The organism is Cytobacillus solani (assembly GCF_001420595.1).
Classification (GTDB): domain Bacteria; phylum Bacillota; class Bacilli; order Bacillales; family Cytobacillaceae; genus Cytobacillus; species Cytobacillus solani.
In genome coordinates this window covers 4,179,427-4,201,928 of the sequence record NZ_LJIX01000006.1, presented here as the reverse complement: position 1 = coordinate 4,201,928, position 22,502 = coordinate 4,179,427, and the positions used below count along the sequence as shown (strand labels likewise).

The 22,502-nt window shown below is 39.1% G+C and carries 23 protein-coding genes; 13 read left to right on the top strand and 10 right to left on the bottom strand.

Translation table 11 applies throughout. The features are described from left to right. The first annotated feature begins 2 nt into the window (after positions 1-2). From AN957_RS22910 to AN957_RS22900, 3 genes are all read left to right on the top strand, one after another. Positions 3-830: an amino acid ABC transporter substrate-binding protein gene (locus AN957_RS22910; protein WP_056686193.1), complete on the top strand. Its 828-nt coding sequence runs from the start codon at positions 3-5 to the stop codon at positions 828-830. Then, entirely contained in the window at positions 817-1,515 is a 699-nt protein-coding gene (locus tag AN957_RS22905) for an amino acid ABC transporter permease (RefSeq protein ID WP_053477738.1), read from the top strand. Before AN957_RS22910 ends, AN957_RS22905 begins: the two co-directional genes overlap by 14 nt. 204 nt (positions 1,516-1,719) lie before the next feature. After that, positions 1,720-2,454 carry an amino acid ABC transporter ATP-binding protein gene (locus AN957_RS22900; protein WP_056686190.1) on the top strand — a complete coding sequence of 245 codons (735 nt, stop codon included), beginning with the start codon at positions 1,720-1,722 and terminating at the stop codon, positions 2,452-2,454. Positions 2,455-2,500: 46 nt separating this feature from the next. Here the strand turns inward: AN957_RS22900 and AN957_RS22895 are convergent, their stop codons facing one another. The 5 genes from AN957_RS22895 to AN957_RS22875 form a co-directional block, all read right to left on the bottom strand. Next, complete coding sequence (locus AN957_RS22895) at positions 2,501-2,701, bottom strand: hypothetical protein (RefSeq protein WP_056686187.1); 201 nt, start codon at positions 2,699-2,701, stop codon at positions 2,501-2,503. 59 nt (positions 2,702-2,760) lie between these two features. Continuing rightward, a complete protein-coding gene (locus tag AN957_RS22890) occupies positions 2,761-3,495 on the bottom strand; it encodes an ABC transporter ATP-binding protein (RefSeq protein WP_056686184.1) in 735 nt (244 codons plus the stop codon). After that, the gene (locus AN957_RS22885) at positions 3,492-4,190 is read right to left on the bottom strand and encodes an ABC transporter permease (RefSeq protein WP_056686180.1); all 699 of its coding nucleotides are present in this window, start codon (positions 4,188-4,190) and stop codon (positions 3,492-3,494) included. The genes AN957_RS22890 and AN957_RS22885 overlap by 4 nt, the downstream gene beginning before the upstream one ends. 79 nt (positions 4,191-4,269) lie before the next feature. Then, positions 4,270-5,139 carry an ABC transporter substrate-binding protein gene (locus tag AN957_RS22880; protein WP_056686177.1) on the bottom strand — a complete coding sequence of 290 codons (870 nt, stop codon included), beginning with the start codon at positions 5,137-5,139 and terminating at the stop codon, positions 4,270-4,272. Beyond that, positions 5,136-6,071: a helix-turn-helix transcriptional regulator gene (locus tag AN957_RS22875; protein ID WP_245637806.1), complete on the bottom strand. Its 936-nt coding sequence runs from the start codon at positions 6,069-6,071 to the stop codon at positions 5,136-5,138. The genes AN957_RS22880 and AN957_RS22875 overlap by 4 nt, the downstream gene beginning before the upstream one ends. Positions 6,072-6,292: 221 nt before the next feature. Here AN957_RS22875 and AN957_RS22870 point away from each other — a divergent pair, with 221 nt between their 5' ends. The 3 genes from AN957_RS22870 (at position 6,293) to AN957_RS22860 (ending at position 9,277) form a co-directional block, all read left to right on the top strand. Continuing rightward, entirely contained in the window at positions 6,293-7,042 is a 750-nt protein-coding gene (locus tag AN957_RS22870) for a FixH family protein (RefSeq protein WP_056686174.1), read from the top strand. 152 nt (positions 7,043-7,194) lie between these two features. Continuing rightward, positions 7,195-7,959 (top strand): DUF4931 domain-containing protein, encoded by a 765-nt coding sequence (locus tag AN957_RS22865; protein ID WP_056686170.1) that lies wholly within the window; start codon positions 7,195-7,197, stop codon positions 7,957-7,959. A gap of 142 nt (positions 7,960-8,101) precedes the next feature. Beyond that, the gene (locus AN957_RS22860; RefSeq protein ID WP_053477746.1) at positions 8,102-9,277 is read left to right on the top strand and encodes an FtsW/RodA/SpoVE family cell cycle protein; all 1,176 of its coding nucleotides are present in this window, start codon (positions 8,102-8,104) and stop codon (positions 9,275-9,277) included. Between the two features lie 28 nt (positions 9,278-9,305). Here AN957_RS22860 and AN957_RS22855 read toward each other — a convergent pair whose 3' ends face one another. The 4 genes from AN957_RS22855 to AN957_RS22840 all read right to left on the bottom strand — a co-directional run bounded on the left by AN957_RS22855 (position 9,306) and on the right by AN957_RS22840 (position 14,033). Continuing rightward, entirely contained in the window at positions 9,306-10,373 is a 1,068-nt protein-coding gene (locus tag AN957_RS22855; RefSeq protein ID WP_053477747.1) for a Ger(x)C family spore germination protein, read from the bottom strand. Then, positions 10,370-11,461, bottom strand: coding sequence for a GerAB/ArcD/ProY family transporter (locus AN957_RS22850; RefSeq protein WP_053477748.1), 1,092 nt, complete (start codon positions 11,459-11,461; stop codon positions 10,370-10,372). Before AN957_RS22850 ends, AN957_RS22855 begins: the two co-directional genes overlap by 4 nt. An 18-nt stretch (positions 11,462-11,479) precedes the next feature. After that, on the bottom strand, positions 11,480-12,973 hold the full coding sequence (locus tag AN957_RS22845) for a spore germination protein (RefSeq protein WP_053477749.1): 1,494 nt from the start codon (positions 12,971-12,973) through the stop codon (positions 11,480-11,482). 133 nt (positions 12,974-13,106) lie between these two features. Beyond that, the gene (locus tag AN957_RS22840) at positions 13,107-14,033 is read right to left on the bottom strand and encodes an ABC transporter substrate-binding protein (protein ID WP_056687286.1); all 927 of its coding nucleotides are present in this window, start codon (positions 14,031-14,033) and stop codon (positions 13,107-13,109) included. Between the two features lie 225 nt (positions 14,034-14,258). Here AN957_RS22840 and AN957_RS22835 point away from each other — a divergent pair, with 225 nt between their 5' ends. The 5 genes from AN957_RS22835 (at position 14,259) to AN957_RS22815 (ending at position 18,272) form a co-directional block, all read left to right on the top strand. Next, entirely contained in the window at positions 14,259-15,260 is a 1,002-nt protein-coding gene (locus AN957_RS22835; protein ID WP_056686168.1) for a FecCD family ABC transporter permease, read from the top strand. Then, a complete protein-coding gene (locus AN957_RS22830; protein WP_056686165.1) occupies positions 15,260-16,315 on the top strand; it encodes a FecCD family ABC transporter permease in 1,056 nt (351 codons plus the stop codon). Before AN957_RS22835 ends, AN957_RS22830 begins: the two co-directional genes overlap by 1 nt. Positions 16,316-16,410: 95 nt before the next feature. Beyond that, positions 16,411-17,241 carry an ABC transporter ATP-binding protein gene (locus tag AN957_RS22825; RefSeq protein ID WP_053477752.1) on the top strand — a complete coding sequence of 277 codons (831 nt, stop codon included), beginning with the start codon at positions 16,411-16,413 and terminating at the stop codon, positions 17,239-17,241. Continuing rightward, positions 17,234-18,034: an IucA/IucC family C-terminal-domain containing protein gene (locus AN957_RS22820; protein ID WP_056686162.1), complete on the top strand. Its 801-nt coding sequence runs from the start codon at positions 17,234-17,236 to the stop codon at positions 18,032-18,034. Before AN957_RS22825 ends, AN957_RS22820 begins: the two co-directional genes overlap by 8 nt. Continuing rightward, positions 18,027-18,272 carry a YusU family protein gene (locus AN957_RS22815; protein ID WP_056686159.1) on the top strand — a complete coding sequence of 82 codons (246 nt, stop codon included), beginning with the start codon at positions 18,027-18,029 and terminating at the stop codon, positions 18,270-18,272. The genes AN957_RS22820 and AN957_RS22815 overlap by 8 nt, the downstream gene beginning before the upstream one ends. A gap of 66 nt (positions 18,273-18,338) precedes the next feature. Here the strand turns inward: AN957_RS22815 and AN957_RS27155 are convergent, their stop codons facing one another. After that, positions 18,339-18,470, bottom strand: a complete 132-nt coding sequence (locus AN957_RS27155) for a YuzL family protein (RefSeq protein ID WP_075209222.1) — start codon at positions 18,468-18,470, stop codon at positions 18,339-18,341. Between the two features lie 214 nt (positions 18,471-18,684). On the opposite strand from AN957_RS27155, the gene AN957_RS22810 reads away from it, so the two are divergent. Both AN957_RS22810 and AN957_RS22805 read left to right on the top strand, forming a co-directional pair. Beyond that, a complete protein-coding gene (locus AN957_RS22810) occupies positions 18,685-21,066 on the top strand; it encodes a 3-hydroxyacyl-CoA dehydrogenase/enoyl-CoA hydratase family protein (RefSeq protein WP_056687283.1) in 2,382 nt (793 codons plus the stop codon). 56 nt (positions 21,067-21,122) lie between these two features. Then, positions 21,123-22,298, top strand: coding sequence for an acetyl-CoA C-acetyltransferase (locus tag AN957_RS22805; protein WP_056686156.1), 1,176 nt, complete (start codon positions 21,123-21,125; stop codon positions 22,296-22,298). Positions 22,299-22,502 lie beyond the last annotated feature (204 nt).

Below are 22,502 nucleotides of genomic sequence, written 5' to 3'. Positions count from 1 at the left end.
AAGTGAGAAAGTTTTCATTATTAGCACTATTATTTAGTTTTGTATTAGTGATTTCCGCTTGCGGTACAAATAAAGCAAATCCGGAATCTGAAGGCAACAATGCAGAAAAACAAGAGACACAAACTGAAGATCTGATGGCAAAAGTAAAGGATGAAGGAAAACTGGTAGTTGGAACAGAAGGCACATACCCTCCATTTACGTTTCATGATGATAAAGGGGAATTAACCGGGTTCGATGTGGAAATTGTAAAAGAGGTTGCGAAGCGCCTAGGAGTTGAGCCGGTATTTATGGAAACACAATGGGATGCAATGTTTGCCGGCTTAGATTCAAAGCGTTTTGATCTGGTTGCGAACCAGGTGGGAATTCGTCCAGACCGTCAGGAGAAATATGACTTTTCTGATCCGTATATTACCTCTGCAGGTGTATTGATTAAGCATGTGGATAATGAAGCTGTTACGAGTTTTGAAAATATTGAAGGATTAAAGGCAGCACAATCGATGACAAGCAATTACGCGGATATCGCAAAATCTCATGGGGCAGAAATAGTTGGTGTTGAAGGCTTTAACCAAGCGATTGAATTAATTAACTCCAAACGAGCAGATGTAACTATTAATGATAATCTTTCTTTTCTGGATTTTAAAAAGCATAAGCCAGATGCACCGGTCGAAATTGCAGCAACTTTAGATGATGCTTCCCAAAGCGGCTTAATGTTTAGAAAAGGAAGTGAGACGCTTATTAATGAAGTGAATAAAGCATTGAAAGAAATGATAGAGGATGGAACGTATTTAGAAATCTCAGAGAAATGGTTTGGTGAAGATGTTCTTAAATAGTATAATTGCTGATCCAGAGCGCGTTTCACGGCTCATAGATATTGCTCAAAGTTCCCTTCAGCCTTTGCTGAAGGGAGCCATTTTATATACGATTCCCTTAACGCTCATTACGTTTGTTTGTGGACTTATTTTGGCTGTTTTAACGGCTCTTGCACGTATATCTTCAGTTAAGCCGCTGCAAATCATTGCGAGGATTTATGTATCAGCGATTAGAGGAACCCCGTTACTTGTGCAATTATTTATTATTTTTTATGGGCTGCCTACGATCGGTGTTGTGATCGATCCATTTCCTTCTGCAGTGATCGGCTTTTCATTAAATGTAGGAGCGTATGCGTCTGAAATAATTCGTGCAGCTATTTTATCTATACCTAAAGGACAATGGGAAGCAGGATATTCAATCGGGATGTCCTATCCTCAAACACTGAAGCGCATCATTCTTCCGCAAGCTTCGCGGGTTTCATTGCCGCCGCTGTCGAATACCTTTATTAGTCTAGTGAAGGATACGTCTTTAGCAGCTATGATTTTAGTAACAGAAATGTTTAGAAGAGCACAAGAAATTGCCGCAACCAATTATGAGTTCCTGCTTCTCTATTTAGAAGTTGCCCTCATCTACTGGGTTATTTGCTTTATTCTATCCATTGTTCAAGGAAGATTGGAAAAGAGAATGGACCGGTTTGTTTCGTAAATATCAGAATTTATAAGTTTTGAGTCAGAGAATTGTCTAGCTACAGCGCCTATCGCCTATCAAACTTCGGGTCTCCTCCCTACGATAAGTCAAAATCGGTTCGCTCACGCTCACCGTGTTTCCTTTATATCAGTCGGAGCCCCTCCAGTTTGTACGGCGATGGTCAAGGCGCTTACGCTTTTCGTAAGATAAAGGAGTATTTCAATGATTAGTATTAAAGGGTTATACAAGCGATTTGATCAGCTTGAAGTATTAAAAGGAATAGATTTAGAAGTAGAAAAGGGAAAGGTTGTTGTTGTGATTGGTCCCTCAGGATCAGGTAAAACGACGCTTCTTAGATGCCTAAATATATTAGAAACGCCAACCTCCGGATCAATAGAAATCGAAGATCAAACTTTGGATTTTTCCAGTTCGGTATCTAAAAAAGCCATTCCTCCATTTCGCCGCCTGACAGGAATGGTATTTCAAAGCTATAATCTATTTCCTCACATGACTGCTCTTGAAAATGTGATGGAAGGACCAATTACAGTTAAGAAAGAATCCAAGGAAGCTGTTAGAAAAAAAGCAGAACAGCTTTTATCTAAAGTTGGTTTAGGAGATAAGCTTGATTATTATCCATTCCAATTATCGGGTGGGCAGCAGCAGCGTGTAGGCATTGCCAGGGCGCTAGCGATGGAGCCTAAAGTCATGCTCTTCGATGAGCCAACATCTGCGTTAGACCCAGAACTCGTCGGCGAAGTGCTGAAAGTAATGAAGGACCTTGCAAATGAAGGAATGACGATGATTGTTGTTACACATGAAATGCGGTTTGCGAGAGAAGCAGCAGATGAAGTCATTTTCATGGATGGCGGATTTATAGTGGAACGAGGAAAGCCGGAGGATATGTTTACTTCTCCAAAAGAAGAAAGAACCAAACAGTTTTTGAGATTAATTCAATAAGAGAAATCCTCGCTGTAGACGCAGCGAGGATTTTTTTCTATACAATCTAACCTTTCGAAGAAGTATCCGATTCTGCTAGATTGTAGTAGTCATATTCATCTTTAATAAAATGTATAACGGTTAAAAGGATGCCGATAATGAAGCAGATAACTGTTATACTGGATAATCCGAGTAGGATATACACGATAAGTGTTGAAAGAATCGTTAAGAGAAAGCCGGTAAGCGGAGCTTTAAGAGGAATGCCCATTTCTAATCCTTGCCTCCAATCAAATAAAGAAACAGCATATTTGAATCTATGCTGTTTCTTTATTCAATATGCAGACTCATATCATGAATGAATGGAGAGGCATATTGATTGGGATTATTCAATACATTAGCGGTTGAGCCGATTTGTACAATGTGACCGTCCATTAGAATAGCCAATCGGTCACACATAAATTGGATCTCTGTAACATCATGGCTGACAAAAATTGTTGTTGTTTTCGTTTGTTTGATGATCGCTTTAAAATCTTTCAACAGCTTCACTTTAGTCGGGTAATCAAGAGCTGTGAATGGTTCATCTAAATACAGTACTTCAGGGTCAAGAATTAAAGCCCTTGCTAAATTGACTCTTTGTGCCTCGCCACCAGACAGCTGATGAGCATTTTTCTTGGCAAGGTGGGAAATGCCGAATTGTTCAAGCCAGAAATCAACCTTTTGTTTAATCTGTGACCTAGGCACCTTTCGGATTTTTAATCCGGCGGCAACGTTTTGGAATACAGTTGTATCAAAAATTAAGGTTTGCTGCAGAACAACTGCCCATTTCCTTCTTTGTTCTAATGGGATTCTGCTAATGGGCAATTCTGCATTTTTGTAATAAAGCTTTCCACCAGTCGGGGCTTGCAGGCAGGATAAGATTTTAATAAGTGTGCTCTTCCCTGCTCCATTTGGCCCCATCATTCCAAGGATTTCTCCTTGTGTAATAGAAAGTGATGGAACAGAGAGAATCGTTCGATCCTTATTCGTATATTGAATATTTTCTAGACGGATCATTGGATTCATCGCACTCTGTTCCTTTGCTGTAAATTTGTTAAAAGGAAGGTGATTATAAAGGCTAAGCTCATTAATAGGAAAGAGAGAGCTAATGCGACATCGAAGTTTCCTTTCGATACTTCCATGACGATGGAGGTGGTTAATATCCGCGTTTCGCCTCGAATATTCCCTCCGACCATCATGGCGGCCCCCACTTCAGCAATCACGCGGCCGAATCCCGCAATAACTGCAGCAAGAATGGCAATTTTGACTTCTCTTACTAACAATCGTACGGTTTGAAGCCGTGTGGCACCAAGAGCTTTAATTTGTAATAGCATTTTTTCATCCATTTGCTGAAAGGCACTGCAAGTAAGTCCAATGATGATGGGAAGTGAAACGAGAATTTGCGCCATGATAATGGCAAATGGACTATATAATAGAGAGAATGACCCTAAAGGGCCTGAACGCCATAATAACATCGTAATCCAAAGTCCAGCTACAACTGGAGGGAGCCCCATTCCGATATTAATCAAGATGAGGACAAACCTTCTGCCTGGGAAAGATGTCAGACCTAATATGACACCAGCAGGTATTCCAATGAATGTACTGATTAAGACGGCTGTTAAGGATACCCTTAAGGTTAGCCAAGTAATCTCAAAGATTTCAGGATCACCTGAAATCAGCATTTCTATTGCTTTTTTCAAACCCTCTATTAAAAGATCCATAATCATTCCAGCTTTCTAACATGTGTCTACACCAAGTGGACAAAACTAGTAAATTTGTACACGGTTGGTTTCTTGCACCCTATTCTGTGTATGGGAAGAATAGGGGTTCGCCATATTCTTCTTGGCCGAATTCTTCGATGACTTTTTGTGTTTCTTCATTGATCATGAAATCAACAAACTTTTCTGCGCCTTCACTAAATACTTTGTCATGCTTCTCAGGGTTTATCTGCATCACATGGTAAATATTTAACAAGTCTTCATCGCCTTCAACAAGGATTTCTAAATCTAAGCTTTCCTTTTGTGCTAAGTATGTTGCTCGATCAGTAATGACATATCCTTGTTTTTCAGCAGCTACTAGAAGGGTATTACCCATTCCTTGTCCCGTTTCTGCATAGCTAGTATTATCCCCAGGTGTAAGTTCAAGTGACTTCCAAATATCTAACTCTTTTTTATGTGTGCCGGAATCATCTCCTCTAGAAATGAAGACAGCTCCATCATTAAATAGCTTTTGGAATGCTTCTCCTACTTCCATTCCTTTTATACCTGCTGGATCATTAGCCGGACCAACGAGAATGAAATCATTGTACATGACACGTTTCCGATTGATGGCATCTCCACTGTCAACAAGCTCTTGTTCTGAATCGGGTGCGTGAACAAGAAGCACATCAGCCTCTCCCTTTTTTCCCATTTCTAACGCTTGCCCCGTACCAACTGCAATCGGCTGTACATTTGTATTACTTTCTTCTTCAAACATTGGAATTAATACATCAAGCAAGCCGCTATCCTGGGTGCTTGTCGTTGTTGCTAATATTAAATCCTTAACCTCTTCAGCTGCTTTTGGCTGTTCTTCTTGTTTGCTGCTTGTCTCATCTGTCGAATTTGAGCATGCTGTCATCATGAAAATGAGCATTGCGATCAAACTGAGTGAGAAAATTTGTTTTAACTTCATTTCGTTTTCCTCCAAACTTTTGTTTCATACATGATTTGTCCTAGTTCAGTACCATCATAGCCTTCAGTGCTGCAGATGCTATCTTTAAAATCAGTCAGCTGCAGAATATCGATTAAGTGCTCCAATGCTTTCTCGTTCTTATTCGTCCATCGGAGCACGAGATCAAATTTTTCCTTTGCGATCGGAATAAAGTGTAAATCCAGCTTATTTGCAGCAGAACGAATGCCAAAAGTTGCGTCTGCTATTCCACCGCTAATATAGGAAGCAGTCGCTAAATGATTCCATTCCTCAAGTTCATAGCCGACAATATCAAAAGGATTAATATTTTCATCTGCTAACAGTGAGTCAAATAGAAAGCGGGTTCCTGCACCCTTTTGACGATTCACAAAACGAATATTTTTCCTCGTAAGGTCTTTAATGCTAAGAATGCCTTTCGGATTTCCCTTTGCAGTAATTAAGCCTTGCTCTCTTCCCGCAAGCCGCAATACGGTAATTCTTTCATGAATGAAGAGCTGCCGGATAAAAGGGAGATTATATTCTTTTGATGTAGGATCTAACAAATGCATTGCCGCGATGTCACAGTTTCCTTTGTAAAGCATCATTAAGCCTTCGAGACTTCCGATATAGGTTGGCTGAATGGTGAGTGCAGGTGATTGGCCCGTTATATACTTGATGAGCTGTTCAATTAAAAAATCGTGGCTGCCTGCAATATGTAATAACTGCTCTTGAAAGGGAGTGTTTGCTGATTCAAGAGCAGGAGATGGTCTGCCAGCATCCTTAAATCTATTAATCTCACTTTCCACAACCCTCATTTTATTTCCCACTTTAAAAGCATGGAGCTCTCCGCGTTTAATCAGCTCATAAACCGTATTTTTGGAAATCTTAAACATTTTTGCAATTTCATCTGGCGAATAAGTCTTTTCGTGTATCATAATCACCCTCCCTTGCTCCTTTAATAAAATACAGAATTTATGGATAATCCACTGTGATTTATGTTATGTTTTATCAAGTTTTGTTGACTTTTGTATGATGTTGTCACAATTTGTTCAAAATGTTTAGAGGACTAATAGCGTCTATTTCATTCTTTTAACACAACTCCCATGTATAGTTACGTTAGTAAAGATAGTCATTTAAAAAGAAAGAAGGAATTAACTTGAAAAAAACAATCTTTGCCATTTTTATGGCCTTTATATTTTTAGCAGGGTGTGGGCAAACAAGTGAAGATCATACAAGCGGAAAGAAAGAAGAAGCTCCGGCACCAATCGATGCGGTAATCGAATTGCCCGAAAAAGGAGAGCCGAATGCAGAAGTTGCTATTGCTGTAACGGTTTCACAGGGAAAGAAACCAGTTGAAGATGCGAGTGAAGTGAAATTTGAAATTTGGAAGGAAGGCAAAAAGGATGCAAGTGAAAAGGTAGAAGCCAAGCATTCTGAGAATGGCAAGTATACGATTACCTATACATTTTTAGAAGATGGACTCTATCACGTTCAATCCCATGTAACTGCAAGAGACATGCATACAATGCCAACGGAGACAATCCAGATTGGCAAAGTTGAGGAAGGTCTACATGAGCATAGCGAAGATGCAGCTGAAGAGGGGCATCACCATCATGGAGAAGTTGAAATTCAGTTAGAAAAGCCGGAAGTAATCAAAGCAAAAGGTCAAACTCCGTTGGCTGTTCTTTTGGAAAAAGATGATAGCCCTCTTACAGATGCAAGGGTTCGATTAGAAATTACACAGCAAGGTTCGAATCCAGCTTGGGTAGATATGGAGGAAGCGACTGATGGAGAATATAAATCTGATTACCAATTCCCTTCTGGCGGAACATATACAATAACAATTCATGTTCAAAATGATGCTGGACTTCATGAACATACAGAGGTTGAAGTAACAGTTGAATAAATAGAGAAAAAGCGCATCTTATGGTGCGTTTTTTTCTGCATCTATGTGCCTGACAAACATTTTTCAATCAAGCTATAAAAGCTTTCTTCTCGCCAATTCTTCCACATAGTTTTAAAATAAAGTTAGACAGATAGAAAAGCAGGTGGGGGAAAATGACGAATACACATTTACACTTTAATACTGGCATTGGCAGACAGAAGCCGAATAGTATTCGCAATAAAGAGCAAAGCTGCCCTTTTTGTGCAAGAGATCAGCTGACAGATTTAATAGCAGTTGACGGTCCAATTATTTTATTAAAAAATAAATTTCCTGTTTTAGAAGATACGTATCAAACCGTTTTGATAGAAACGGATCAATGTGATGGGGAACTATCTATGTATCCAGAGGAACATTTACTAAAGCTGATTCGTTTTGGTTTAACCCATTGGCTAGGAATGACACAATCTGGTGAATTTCAATCGGTCATATTCTTCAAAAATCATGGTCCATTATCCGGAGGAACGATCGCACATCCTCATATGCAAATTATTGGATTAAACCATCTAAATTATCAAGAAAAGGTTCAAGCGAGTGATTTTGAGGGAATAACAATCGCTGAGAAGAATGGGACGATATTTTCGATTTCTACCGCTCCAAGAGTGGGCTTCTATGAGTTTAATGTGAAGCTAGGGGATATTCAAGATATTCAAGCATTTGCTATTTATATTCAAACAGCCGCCCATTATATTTTGCATGCCTTTCCTTTTAGCTGCAGCAGCTATAATTTATTTTTTTACGAATGGAATGGGCAAATTTATGCAAAAATTGTTCCGAGATTTATTACAACCCCGTTATTCATTGGGTATTTTATCCCGCAAGTTCCAAATAATATAGAATGGATGAGAAATGACGTTCAGGAGAAATATTTCAGAAAATAAAAATGTTGATTAGAAATTATCACCATTCACATTTTCATAGTTGAGATTTGCTCCTGTAAAAAATATAATTGAACTTTGGACAAAGGAGAGAGTCCATAGCTGGACCCGTCTTTTTATGATCTTTTATTAACGGGAGAACGATATGACTTCAAATAAAACAGCATCACCCCCTCGGCTTGATTTTGGGTTAATATTAATCTTATTTTTATTATTTTTGGTTAGCTGCATTTCGATTTATAGTGCCCAGACGACAGGACAATATAAAGAGAATTTTCTCTTAAAGCAAATAGTTTGGTATATGGTAGGCACAGGCATTATCGCAGCAGTCATCACATTGGATTCAGATCAGCTAAAAAAAATATCTTGGTATGCGTATGGCTTTGGATTATTCCTGCTCGGTTTTTTAATTGTAGCTCCAAGCGGTATCGCCCCTGTCATCAATGGGGCAAAGGCATGGTTCAGGGTGCCTGGCATGGGGTCGCTCCAGCCATCCGAGCTTGTTAAAGTTTTTATCATTCTGGCGCTTGCGAAGGTCATTGATGATCATCATCAAAAGAATCGGATTAAAACAATACAAACGGATCTTTGGCTGCTCGTGAAAATCGGGCTATTCACGATGCTGCCGCTTTTACTAGTAATGCAGCAGCCGGATCTTGGAACGGGTCTCGTGTTCATTGCCATCATGCTCGGAATGATTTTTATTTCCGGCATTACGTGGAAACTGCTTGCACCTATTTTCGGCACAGGTATTACCCTGATCTCTGTTATTTTCTATTTTGTACTCTGGCAGCCTGATATTTTAGAGAAATATCTAGGCGTAAAGGAATATCAATTCGCCAGGATCTACTCATGGATCGATCCTTATAATTATCAGAGTTCGACAGGGTTTCAATTAACGAGATCTCTTCTTGCCATTGGTTCAGGAGAAACAACTGGAAAAGGCTATGGAACGAGGGAAGTTTATTTACCGGAGAGTCATACTGACTTCATTTTCAGCATTGTTGGCGAAGAATTTGGTTTTATTGGGGCAAGCATTTTAGTTAGTTTGTTCTTCTTACTCATTTATCATATTACGAGGGTGGGGATGGAAACAAAAAATAATTTCTATACTTACATTTGTATAGGTGTTATTAGCATGATTACCTTTCACGTTTTTCAAAATATTGGAATGACCATCGGCTTGCTGCCGATTACAGGTATTCCGCTGCCATTTATCAGCTACGGCGGCAGCTCTTTGATGGGGAATATGCTAGCAATGAGTTTAATCTTTTCAATCAGTTATCATCATAAAAAATATATGTTCTCAAACAATGATTAAAGAGCGGCGCCTAAAGCAGGCTCCGCTCTTATTCAACTACGCCAGTTTCTACAATATTCACATCTGTTTTGATCTTAAAGGTTAGTCTCTTATAATCCTCTTCCCACTTTTTAAAGTCATAGCCTCTAATTTGTTTTCTATGATAAAAGCCGAAACCAATGGGGTCAATACCCTGTTCTTGAAATTGTTTTACTAAACTTAAGCATTCTTTATTTACCTCTTTTTCGAGTGCCTTCTCTACTTCTTTCACGATTTGTGGTGTGATTTTATCACCGGTATATTCTGGGATTACCCCTTTTATTTTGATATGAATCACTACTTGAGAAGGGTATTTTTTTGATAGTTTTATTTTACGTTTGGAAGCGATACTTTTAATTTCTGCTTCTTTGTCTATTCCTAAATCCACTTTAAAACTGCCATTGCTATGCCTATCTGCAAGCAGTTTAAAGAAAAACATTTTCTCTGTTGGCAGGACATGGACTTCCCGATCCTTTTTAAATAGACTTAATCCACTAATTTCTACTTCTTTGTTATTTATTTGGCGTAATTCTGGAAGGTATGGATCCTTTCCTTTTGTATAATAATCTCGTATAAAGATGTGTAGGTTTGTTTCTGGAAGATCCCTATACCTCATATTATGTTCAATCAGGTTATTCAGATAGTCTGAGTTTCCGCGTGGACCGTATTCCCCTTTTAAAATTTGCAAAGCACTCCCTGACGATGTTGCTAGGAAATTTCTTGCACCAATGCTGGGATCTCTCTGATAGTTATCAACGAAATCTATAATACCTCTATCAGCAAGCTTATCACCAAAAATGGTCACCATTAATCCGCCAAGGTGAAGGGGTTCGGAAGATTGTCTTTGGATGTTTAAAAGAAGATCTCTTCTTAAATTTGCTGTTGCTGTAAACGTCTTATTCTCTGTTGATTGATCAGGAAGGTATTCTTGAATAAGGACGGTGCCAATAAATGTATCATCTTCGAGTTCATCGAATGCAGAAGCAGCTTCAATATTAATATCATCTATAATCGATTTTGGGACACAACCAGTAGTAAATAACATCAAAAAGATAGGGATAAAGAATAGTTTTTTCATTTTTTTTTCACCTTCTTAACAATTAAGACCATAACAAGCAAGAGGGGGATGTAGAGAAAGGTAAAGATGAATCCTGCTTTTCCTGTGTAATCATTGATAAGTCCTACTTGTTCGCGTGTATCAATAAAATTAATCACAATTAAATTGGTAATGGAGATTAAAAAAACTCCTTTTTTCTGCTGTAAATTAAATATTCTTTTTAGCAGTCTTGAGGCAACCCATAAAGAAATACAAAAGTTCGGAAGAATGACTAAACTCCATGTAGCGATGCCAATATATTCAAAGCGTTCAACAAATGGCATTTGTACAATTTTCCACATTGTCAATGTTGCCCATATGGATTTTCTCAGCTGTTCTTCTGAAAAAAAAGAGAGTGTCAACATCATTAATCCCGTGTATAGAAGAGTTGTTGTCAATATAGCTAGATGTGCCCATTTTTTTGACTTTTGCGGGTTCTTAATGAATGGATAAAAGAATAAAACAATTTCGAACCCAATGAAGGTGAGCGACATATGATAGGACCCCAATAAGATATCTTTAAAGGAGTTATCCAATATGGGCAATAGATGTTCAAAATTGGCAAACTTTAAATTGAATCCAAATATAAGAAATAAATAGGCAGGTAACACAATGCCGAAAAAGGCAATGCCTACCACTGTTCGGAATCCTCCATAAATGATGTAGATACAGAGAAGCAAATAAGCTAGCGTAAACCAGAAAATGCTCATCGTTGGAAACATCCAAACTTGGATGACCTCAAGATAGGAGCGCAGGATGGTTAAAGAATAGGTGAAAAAATAAAAAACAAAAAACGTGCTTAAAAGCTTCCCAATAAAATTTCCTGCTACGTATATATGTGCAGTGACGAGGTCACCATCAACCGTTTCCATAATTTTGTACATCATCCAGACAATAATATGGATTAATGACCCAGCGATTAGAACCGATATCCATGCATCTTCATTAGCATATTGAGCAATCAGCCGCTGATATCCGAGAACGCCAATTCCAATTTGCATCGAAGTGATCATATAGAACACAAGAAATGGAGATATCTTAAATCTATCCTCAATTGGCAGATTAGGCATTATGTGTCACCTCCAAGCCTATTCATCAATATCCTTCTTTTCCGTCGCTTTCTTTTTATTGTAACGGGTGCGATTTTTTGTTCTTAAAAAAAGTGGACGCAGTGTTTGTTTATTAAATGGAAGTCTGATAAAAGCATCCTTTAAGTCTGTTGCCCTAGGCGGGTAAAATGGCTCTAAAAAGGGCCGTCCTAAGGAAGTCAGGCGAATTAAATGGGTTAGCATAATACAGAAGGCGAATACAATGCCAAGTAAACCCCAAAGCTCTGCGAAAATGAGAAAGGGGAAGCGCAATAGACGGATCGTGTTGCCCATTTTATATACGGGTGTTGTAAAGGAAGCGAGCGCGGCTAGGGCGACAATAATAAGAAGAACATTACTTGTTAACCCTGCCTCAACAGATGCTGTCCCGATTACAATTCCTCCAACGATACCGATAGTCTGTCCGACTTTTGTCGGGAGCCTTGCTCCCGCTTCTCTTAAGAGTTCAATCGTCAATTCAAGAAATAAAGCTTCAAGTATTGGAGGCAATGGAATTTGTCTCCTTGAAGTAACGAGGGTTCCTAATAAATCTTTTGGAATTAATTCATAATGATAAGAAAGAACTGCGACATAAATGGGCGTAACGAGTAAGGAGAATAATACTGCACATCCCCTTATTAATCTGAAAAAGGAAGCTAATATCCAATTTAAAAAGTAATCCTCAAATGAACTGAAGAATTCAATTAAAGTGGTTGGTGCAATCAGAACATGCGGTGAACCGTCAACAACAATCGCAATTTTCCCCTCAGCTAAAATGCCTGCAATCCTGTCGGGACGTTCTGTATCTAATAATTGCGGAAAAGGAGAGTTGGAATTATCGCTAATTAACTGAACGATATAGGAACTATCCGTAATTGCATCAAATTCAACCTCACTTATTCGCTGTTTTACTGTATTTATATTATCTTCGTTTGTAATCCCTTCCATATATAAGACAGCAACCTTTGTTTGTGATAAGCTGCCTAGGGTGTATTCCTCGATAATTAGCTCTTTTACAGGCAATCGCTTCCTAATTAAGTTTAAATTTTGTCCTAGGGATTCAACGAATGCCTCTTTTGGTCCAATGACAGAGAACTCGATTTCAGGAGGACTTAAGCTGCGGACAATCTCTTTTTGGGTTGCAATAAATGCAAAATGCTCTGGTTCAGAATCAATTGTCAGCATAATATACCCATTGAGTATTTTTTTATCAATTACCGTTTGATCATTAGATATTTCTACATCAGCGGATGGTACAGTCTTTTTAATATCCTCAAGCGTTTTCAGCTCTCCTTCTAATAAATAGGGGAGGACGCCTTGTTGGATGATTTGCTCATCTACTAATGTAGCTATGAAGGTAAGGCAAAAGTGAACATTACTCTTTTGATTTATATAATTAGATCTGGTAAAGTCATTCGACTTTTCTAATGTTTTTTCCCAGTCTGCTTTATTTGGTTTCGTTTCATTTTGTTTTTTATTTAACCATCTTTTCATTCATGATCACCGTCAGTTTTGGCATTACAATTATTGTTACCGTAATTGGAAAAGTTATGAATCGTACCCAAAAAAGATAGGAGAATAAATGAAAATAAAAAAGAGCCCGCAGTATCTGCGGGCAGGATTATCATTATTTTAGAAAGTATTTCTCGATATCATCTAGCATTAAGTTTGCAGCCTTTACTCCGCCAGCAGTATTCCAAATGATGTCATCTACTTTCTGGATTTTTCCTTCTTTAACAACGTTTAAATTTTTGAATAATGGATCGTCAAGCCATTCCTTTTCAAGATTGCTTGCTTCACCGTCACCTGTTTCGTAAGTAAAGTAGAAAAGTACGTCTCCCTCCATTGCTGGGATTCGTTCTTTCGTTGCATTTGTTTCTGCGAAGTCATCAACATTTTGACTTTCAGGACGGGCAAAGCCGATTTGGTCTAATATTACGCCAGAGAAGGTATCTTTATGGTAGATTCGGACGTCCCCAGCTATAAAGCGGACCATAGATATTTTTTGATTGACTTTATCTCCTAGTTTCTCTTTTAAATCTGCAATCCTCTGATTGTAGTTATCAATGACCTTTTGCCCTTCTTCTTCCTTATTTAATGCTTTTGTGTACAGCTCAAAATTTTCTTGCCAATTTCCACGTAATGTTTCTGCGAACACAGTTGGAGCAATTTTACTTAGCTGTTCATATATTTTTTCCTGACGCATTTTATTTCCAATAATTAAATCTGGTTGAAGACCTGCTATTGCTTCTACATTCACTTCACTCTCTGTACCAACAACCTGAACATCCGTTAACTCATCAGCAATATGCGGATACCATGGGTCACCTGTCCATGATTGAACGGCTCCTACTGGTTTTACCCCAAGAGCTATAAGTGCCTCTGTACCTTCATTTGTTAGAATAACCACTTTCTTTGGTGTGTCTTTAATTGTGGTTGAACCCATCGCATGTTCAACTGTGTAGCCTGAATCCCCAGCGGTTATATTATCGTTACTCTTTTCTGCTTTTTCATCTTTATTATTTCCACATGCTGCTAATAGGAGCAGGGACATAATTGAAATAATAGCAACTAAAAATTTAATGTTTTTCAATGTTGGGACCTCCTAATTTATTATACCGATGATAATGATTTTCAATTACTAATTTATCATAATTTCCCTTCGCAAATATGTCAATATTTAATTGAAAATGATTTTCAAACTCATTGACATGTAGTTTTCCTTCTAATAGACTTGAAAAAGGGAATACATTTATTTTTAGATAGGAACGGTTCCGCTATGTTATTAAAATCAAATTTGCAAAAATGGAGCGGCTTATTATTTGCTGTGATCCTCTTATTACTATTAATGTGTGTAAGTATTGTATATGGATATACAGATACAACCTGGAAGATGGCGATTGATGCATTTACATCCTTTGATGGGTCAAATGAACATCTTATTATCCAAACAGTCAGGCTGCCACGAGCGCTTATTGCTGCTGCAGTTGGAGCAAGCCTTGCAATTGCAGGTGTCTTATTACAAACAATAACGAAAAATCCACTGGCAGCTCCTGAGATTTTTGGGATCAATGCTGGTGCTGGTTTTGCGGTTGTCATAACAGTTACACTCTTTTCTTTGAGCAATCTTCAGATTTTTACATGGATTTCTTTTCTTGGGGCAGCTGTTTCTTTTCTTCTTGTTTATATTATTGGATCTATTGGCAGGGATGGGTTAACCCCGATGAAGCTTACATTAGCAGGAGCGGCTATGAGTGCTATGTTTGCATCGATGACTCAGGGATTTCTTGTCATTAATGAAACGGCACTTGAACAAGTTCTATTCTGGCTAGCTGGGTCTGTATCTGGCCGAAAGCTGGAAACACTACTTTCTGTTCTGCCATACTTAATAGTAGGATGGGGCTTAGCTCTGCTTATTTCTAATAAGTTAAATGTCCTATCAATGGGTGAAGATGTTGCAAAGGGTCTGGGATTAAAGACTGGCATGCTAAAGATATGGTCCGGGCTGATTATCGTCCTTTTATCTGGAGGAGCAGTAGCGGTAGCAGGTCCAATTGCTTTTATAGGAATTGTCATCCCCCATATCACACGTGCAGTTGTAGGAATTGACCACCGCTGGGTGATTCCATTTTCAGCTCTCTTTGGCGGAATGCTGCTTCTTATAGCTGACACTGCTTCTCGGTTTATTATTATGCCGCAGGAAGTGCCGGTTGGTGTAATGACAGCTGTTATCGGAACTCCTTTTTTTGTATATATCGCAAGAAAGGGGTTCAATAAATAATGAGGAAATATCAAAATTTTCGTGTTTTTAAAGAGAAAGTTTCTTTTTTAGTTGATCGAAAAGCGTTAACAGTTGTTATCTTATTATTACTCGTTATGGCTGGTGTATTCATCTTTAGTACAGGAACTGGTGAGATGAGGATTAGCCCAATAAATGTAGTGAAAGTTTTCTTTGGAGGCGGCTCAGATATGGAACAGCTTGTTGTCCAATCTTTCCGTTTACCAAGAATTATCGTGTCATTAATGGTTGGAATCGGTCTGGCGGTAGCAGGTGGAATTCTTCAAGGAATTATACGGAATCCGCTCGCTTCTCCGGATATTTTAGGGATTACAGGCGGGGCATCCGTAGCAGTTGTTGGCTTCTTAGCTATTTTTAGTGATGAAAGCAATGCTTTAACTGTGAGTATCCAATGGCTTCCGGTCGCGGCTTTTGCTGGAGCGACTATCATTGCATTTCTTGTTTACTTCCTGTCATGGAAGGATGGCGTTTCACCGATTCGTTTAGTTTTGATTGGAATTGGCATTTACAGCTTAATGAAAGCATTGACTACACTTATGATGCTTCTAGGTCCAATCTATCAAGCGAGTCAAGCGAATATTTGGATTACAGGTACCGTGTACGGATCAAACTGGAGTAATGTAGCTATATTAGTTCCGTGGATTTTAGTATTGTGTGTTGTGGCATTCATATTAGCTAGAAATATAAATATCCAGGAACTTGGTGACGATATTGCCACTGGAGTAGGAAGCAATGTTCAACGATATAGATTTCTCCTTCTTATGGTTAGCACCGCTTTAATCGGTGGTTCAGTAGCATTTGCTGGGGGAATTGGCTTTGTTGGCTTAATGGCACCCCATATGGCTAGAAGGCTGGTAGGATCCTCTTTCGGGGCACTGCTTCCAGCATCAGCATTAATCGGTGGAATTCTTGTGATGATCGCCGATTTGATTGGTCGGACACTATTTTCTCCGCTTGAGATTCCTGCAGGTGTATTTACAGCCAGCATAGGTGCACCATACTTTATTTACCTTCTTTTTAAAACAAGAAATGGGTAAAAATACTTTTGATAAATAATAAAAAAATGAAGCTACTAGAAAAAATAGAACAGTTGGTAATTAAAATATGAAACTGCAAAAGGAGAGGGCAGACGATGAATACAAACCAAGCGATTTCAACAAAACAATTAACACTGTCATATGGGGACACCACAATCATAAATGAGCTTGATTTGGAAATTCCTAAAGGGGAAATCACTGTTTTTATCGGTGGAAATGGCTGTGGGAAATCAACTTTACTTCGCTCTATTGCTCGTCTCCTTAAGCCTAAATCAGGTGCAGTGTTATTGGATGGGGAAGCTATTGCCAAGTTATCGACGAAAGATGTAGCGAGAAAAATGGCGATCCTTCCACAATCACCTTCTGCGCCAGAAGGATTAACGGTGCTTCAACTTGTCAAGCAGGGAAGATATCCCTATCAAACATGGCTAAAACAATGGACATCTGAAGATGAAGAAAAGGTGAATAATGCATTAGAAGCAACTGGGCTTATGAAATTAAAAGATAGAGCCGTGGATTCGCTTTCAGGCGGACAGCGGCAACGAGCTTGGATCGCAATGACGCTTGCTCAAGATACAGATACAATCCTTCTTGATGAACCGACAACCTATTTGGACATGACCCATCAAATTGAAATACTCGATTTATTGTTTGAGCTAAATGAAAAAGAGCAAAGAACGATTGTGATGGTGCTGCATGATTTAAACCTTGCTTGTCGCTATGCGCATAACGTTGTTGCGATTAAAGATCAAAAGATCTATGCTCAAGGAAAACCAGAGGTTGTCATAAATTGCAGTTTGGTGAAAAATGTGTTTGAAATGGAATGTGAGGTTACGGTTGATCCTCTATTTGGGACACCATTATGTATTCCTTATGGAAAGGGACGTTGTATCTTAAAGCAGGAAAGGCTTTCTAGGAATGGGTAATATACTTTCCGACTACCAGAGAAGTGAACTTAAGCAGTTTCGTGTAACAACTAATAGAAATTCATCAGCGCTTTCGGTGCAAATAGACAACCTCCTTGACGAACAATCAATGAGACAATACCTTAGACAGCTTGGCAAACATATTGGTGCTGCAAATGATAAAGTAACTGCATCCATATTTATAAAACGATATGCACTTCTTGCGGTTGCTTATTTATATACAATGACTTTGAAAAATGCGAAGCTCAATATTTCTTTCGAGAATGTCTCGTTTGAAACAGATGAACAAGACGAACTATGGCTGCCCAACTTTTACTTTAATGACTTTCATATGGAAACATTGATAGAAAATCGAGAAAAATGGCGAGAAACATGCGTGCATTCCTTATTCAATAACCATCTATATCCAATTTTTGATTGCCTTTCAAGAGTAACGAAAGTATCCAAATTAATACTATGGGAAAATATCTCCATATATATTTTTTGGTTATATGAAACCATTTTACAAAGGGAAGAATTGACTGAGGAAGTTATTCTTCGTTCAAAGGAAGACTTTCAATATCTTCTTTTTCAGGCTCCTGGTTCATTATTTGGCGGCTATAACGAAAATCCGCTAAAGAAATATTATAATGAGCGTATATATATAGAAGAATATGAAAAAGAGGTTAGACCGAGAAATACTTGCTGTTATTCTTACTTAACCAGATCGAAGAAACGCTGTACATCATGCCCGCAGGTTTGTACAGTACTTCCGAGTGAAATGCAAAGAAGGGATGAGCAATCGGATGAATGAGGCATTGAAGGTACAAATGGATGGATTGTTAGAAAAGTATACAGAGCTGCTGTTAGGTGAAACGAGTCCGGAGCTGAAGGAGCAAGTTCAAGCGTGGGTTCTCTATTCTCATATTGCTAAAACGATGCCTCCGCTTGTTCAACATTGGAACAGTACATATCCTGATGCGAAGGAAGATATGAGAAAGCTGATTGCAGAAATTAAAGCCCTTAATGAACAATATAGAAATAAAAAATAATATTATTGTAATCATAAAAGCCGTTTCCTAAATTCACAGGAACAGCTTTTATGACAAGTTCTTTTATTATTTCTTATATTGATTATTTTGGCTGTTCACCTTTCCGCCGCCATCTGCCTCAACTGTTGGTCCAGCGTCTCCTTTTACACTAGCTGCGCTAACCCCTGCTTTGGAAGGGTTCTTCTTTCTTCGTGCCATTCACTCTTCACCTCCACTTTTAGCCTATCCAAAATAAGAGAAACAAATTTACAATAATAATTTTTTAAAAATTTCCTAATTTCAGTTAGGAAATGATTGCGTAAATTTTTCAAATATTTTATAGTTATAGATAACAGGACTCATTCGAGCAATTTTTTTTGACGGAAAAATGAATGAATATTCATTCAAAATGCAAAAGGGGGAAAAGAAGTTGATCCAGCAAATTAAGAAAGCTGCAGTTCTTGGATCTGGTGTCATGGGCTCAGGCATTGCTGCCCACTTAGCAAACATTGGAATTCCAACTTTATTATTGGATATTGTACCTCGGGAATTAACGGATGCAGAAAAAGCAAAGGGATTAACCCTTGAGGATAAAGCAGTCCGCAATCGCATAAGCGAATCAGGAAAACAAAAGTTATTAAAGCAAAAGCCGGCACCGCTTACTTCTAAAAAGAATTCCGCATTAATCGAAGCAGGAAATTTTGATGATGATATGGAGCGCCTAAAGGATGTAGATTGGGTTATTGAGGTCGTTGTTGAAAACCTCAATATTAAAAAACAAGTTTTTGAAAAAGTAGACCAATATCGTAAGAAGGGCAGCATCATTAGCTCTAATACCTCCGGAATTTCTGTAGAAGCGATGGCGGAAGGACGGTCTGAAGATTTCCAAGAACATTTCCTTGGAACACATTTCTTCAATCCACCGCGTTATTTAAAGCTATTAGAAGTGATTCCTACGAAACATACAAACCCAGCTGTTCTATCTTTCATGAAGCAATTTGGAGAAGATGTCCTTGGCAAAGGGGTTGTTGAAGCAAAGGATACACCTAACTTCATCGCTAACCGGATTGGAACGTATGGACTACTGGTCACTGTTCAAGAAATGCTTAAAGGCGGCTACAGTGTTGGGGAAGTAGATTCCATTACAGGTCCAATGATTGGCCGCCCGAAAAGTGCTACCTTCAGAACACTTGATGTTGTTGGTCTTGATACTTTTGCTCACGTAGCAAATAACGTATATGAGCAGGTTGATGGTAAAGAAAAGGAAGTGTTTGAAGTTCCGGCATTCATGAAGGCGATGCTTGACAAAGGATGGCTTGGAAGTAAGTCAGGGCAAGGGTTCTTTTTGAAACAAGGGAAAGAAATACTAGAGCTGGATCCGCAAAGTTTAGAATATGGTCCGCGCAAAAAGCTGAAAACAGCTGCAACTGAGTTAAGCAAGCAGGAAAAAGGCACGGCAAACAAAATGAAAGCGCTTGTTTACGCTGATGACCGTGCAGGCCATTTATTATGGAATATATTAAGTCCAGTGCTCATTTATTCAGCACAATTGCTCGGTGATATTGCCGATGATGTGGTTGCAATCGACCGTGCGATGAAATGGGGATTCGGCTGGGAGCTAGGTCCATTTGAATCATGGGATGCGATCGGCCTAGAAAAATCAGTTAAGAAAATGGAAGAAGCAGGCCTTGAAGTTCCAGCTTGGATTAAAGAGATGATCGAAAAAGGATTCACTTCTTTCTACAAAGAAGAGGACGGGGACTTATTCTTCTATGACAACGGCGAATATATGCAAATCCAAGAAAACCCAAAGGTTATTAACTTAAAGCGCCTGAAAAAGAAACATGGTGTTATAAAAAAGAATAGCGGTGCAAGCCTTATTGACCTCGGTGATGGTGTAGCACTTCTTGAATTCCACTCTAAGAGTAATGCGCTAGGTTTAGATATCATTCAAATGATTAACTTTGCTGTTGATGAGGTGGAAAAAAATTATAAGGGACTTGTCATCGGCAACCAAGGAAAGAACTTCAGTGTTGGTGCAAACTTAGCGATGATCTTAATGGAAGCACAGGATGACAATATTTACGAGCTTGATATGGTTGTTCGTCACTTCCAGCAAGGTATGATGAAAATCAAATACAGTTCTAAACCTGTGGTTGCAGCACCATTTGGTATGACGCTTGGCGGAGGCTCAGAGGTTTGTCTTCCTACTGCACATATTCAGGCAGCTAGTGAAACTTATATGGGTCTAGTTGAAGTAGGTGTAGGTCTTATCCCTGGCGGTGGCGGAAACAAGGAGCTTTATATAAAGCATCTTAACTCCATGCCAAGCGGGGTAGAATTCGACCTTCAAAAAGTGGCGAATAAAGTATTTGAATCCATTGCGATGGCGAAGGTTTCTACTTCTGGAGAAGAAGCGCGTGATAATAACTTCTTAAACTTTGCTGACGGTATTAGTGTTAATGGCGACCATCAGCTTTATGATGCGAAGCAAGCTGTTCTTTCACTCTATGAAAACGGCTATAAGTCTCCGGTTCGTAAGAAAATACCGGTTGTCGGAGAAACAGGCTATGCAACTCTGCTTCTAGGTGCACAAGCCATGATGTATTCCGGTTATATTTCTGAACATGATTTAAAAATTGCGAAGAAGCTTGCCTATGTTATTGCAGGTGGGAAAGTACCTTATGGCACGGAAGTGGATGAACAATACTTGTTAGATTTAGAGAGAGAAGCATTCCTAAGCCTTGTTGCTGATCCGAAATCACAACAGCGTATGCAGCATATGCTGTTGAAAGGAAAACCGTTACGCAATTAATAGCTTGATAGAGTTAGAGAATTAATTTTGGCGCAGTAGGAAAGAGAGGGAACGAAATGAGAGAAGCGGTAATCGTTGCAGGTGCTCGTACTCCGGTCGGCAAAGCAAAAAAAGGCACATTAGCAAATGTAAGACCGGATGATTTAGGTGCCCTTGTCGTTCAAGAAACGTTAAAGCGTGCAGGGAATTATGAAGGCAATATCGATGATTTAATTATTGGCTGTGCGATGCCTGAAGCAGAGCAAGGGTTAAATATGGCCCGTAATATTGGGGCATTGGCTGGTCTGCCATACACGGTTCCAGCTATTACAATTAATCGTTATTGTTCTTCAGGGTTAAATGCCATTGCCTATGCTGCTGAAAAAATTATGATCGGCCATGCAGATACAATCATTGCAGGTGGAGCTGAATCAATGAGCCTTGTACCAATGATGGGGCATGTGACTCGTCCAAATGCGAAGCTGGCTGAAACAGCTCCGGAATATTATATGGGAATGGGGCATACAGCAGAGGAAGTTGCAAAAAAGTATGGAATCTCACGTGAGGATCAAGATGCTTTTGCTGTAAGAAGCCATCAAAAAGCGGCTAAAGCGATTGCAGAGGGAAAGTTTGCCGATGAAATTGTGCCGGTAGATGTAACTTTGAGATCTGTTGGCAAAGATTATAAATTGGTGGAAAAGACCATTCAATTTAGCCAGGATGAAGGGGTTCGTGCGAACTCAACTGTAGAAGCACTTGCAAAGCTCCGTCCGGCATTTTCAGTGACGGGTTCAGTAACAGCAGGAAATTCTTCACAAACAAGTGATGGAGCTGCAGCTGTTATGGTCATGGATCGTGAAAAGGCAGAGTCGACAGGCTTGAAGCCAATGGCAAAGTTCAGATCCTTTGCTGTTGGTGGTGTGCCACCTGAAGTAATGGGAATTGGACCGATTGTTGCCATTCCAAAAGCGCTTAAGCTTGCAGGATTGGAGCTTTCTGATATTGGCTTATTTGAGTTAAATGAAGCGTTTGCCTCACAATCGATCCAGATTATTCGTGAGCTTGGTCTTGATGAAGAAAAGGTTAATGTAAACGGTGGAGCGATTGCACTTGGCCACCCGCTGGGATGTACAGGCGCAAAACTTACTTTATCCCTAATTCATGAGATGAAGCGCCAGAATCAGCAATTTGGAGTAGTTACGATGTGTATCGGCGGCGGAATGGGTGCTGCTGGGGTATTTGAATTACTTTAAATATTTATAAATAAATACTCTTTTTTAAAAGATAACAGCTTTTGACCCAGATGTGTGAATTGACACTTTTGGAAAAAAAGTTTGGTTGACTGGAGCAGAAGTCAACCTTTAACCAACTATGTTTTAATTTGCAACATTGTTTGTGAAACGGCCTAAAAACGGGAGCCATTCGCGGTTCCTCTTATAACAGAATGGAGGAAGAAA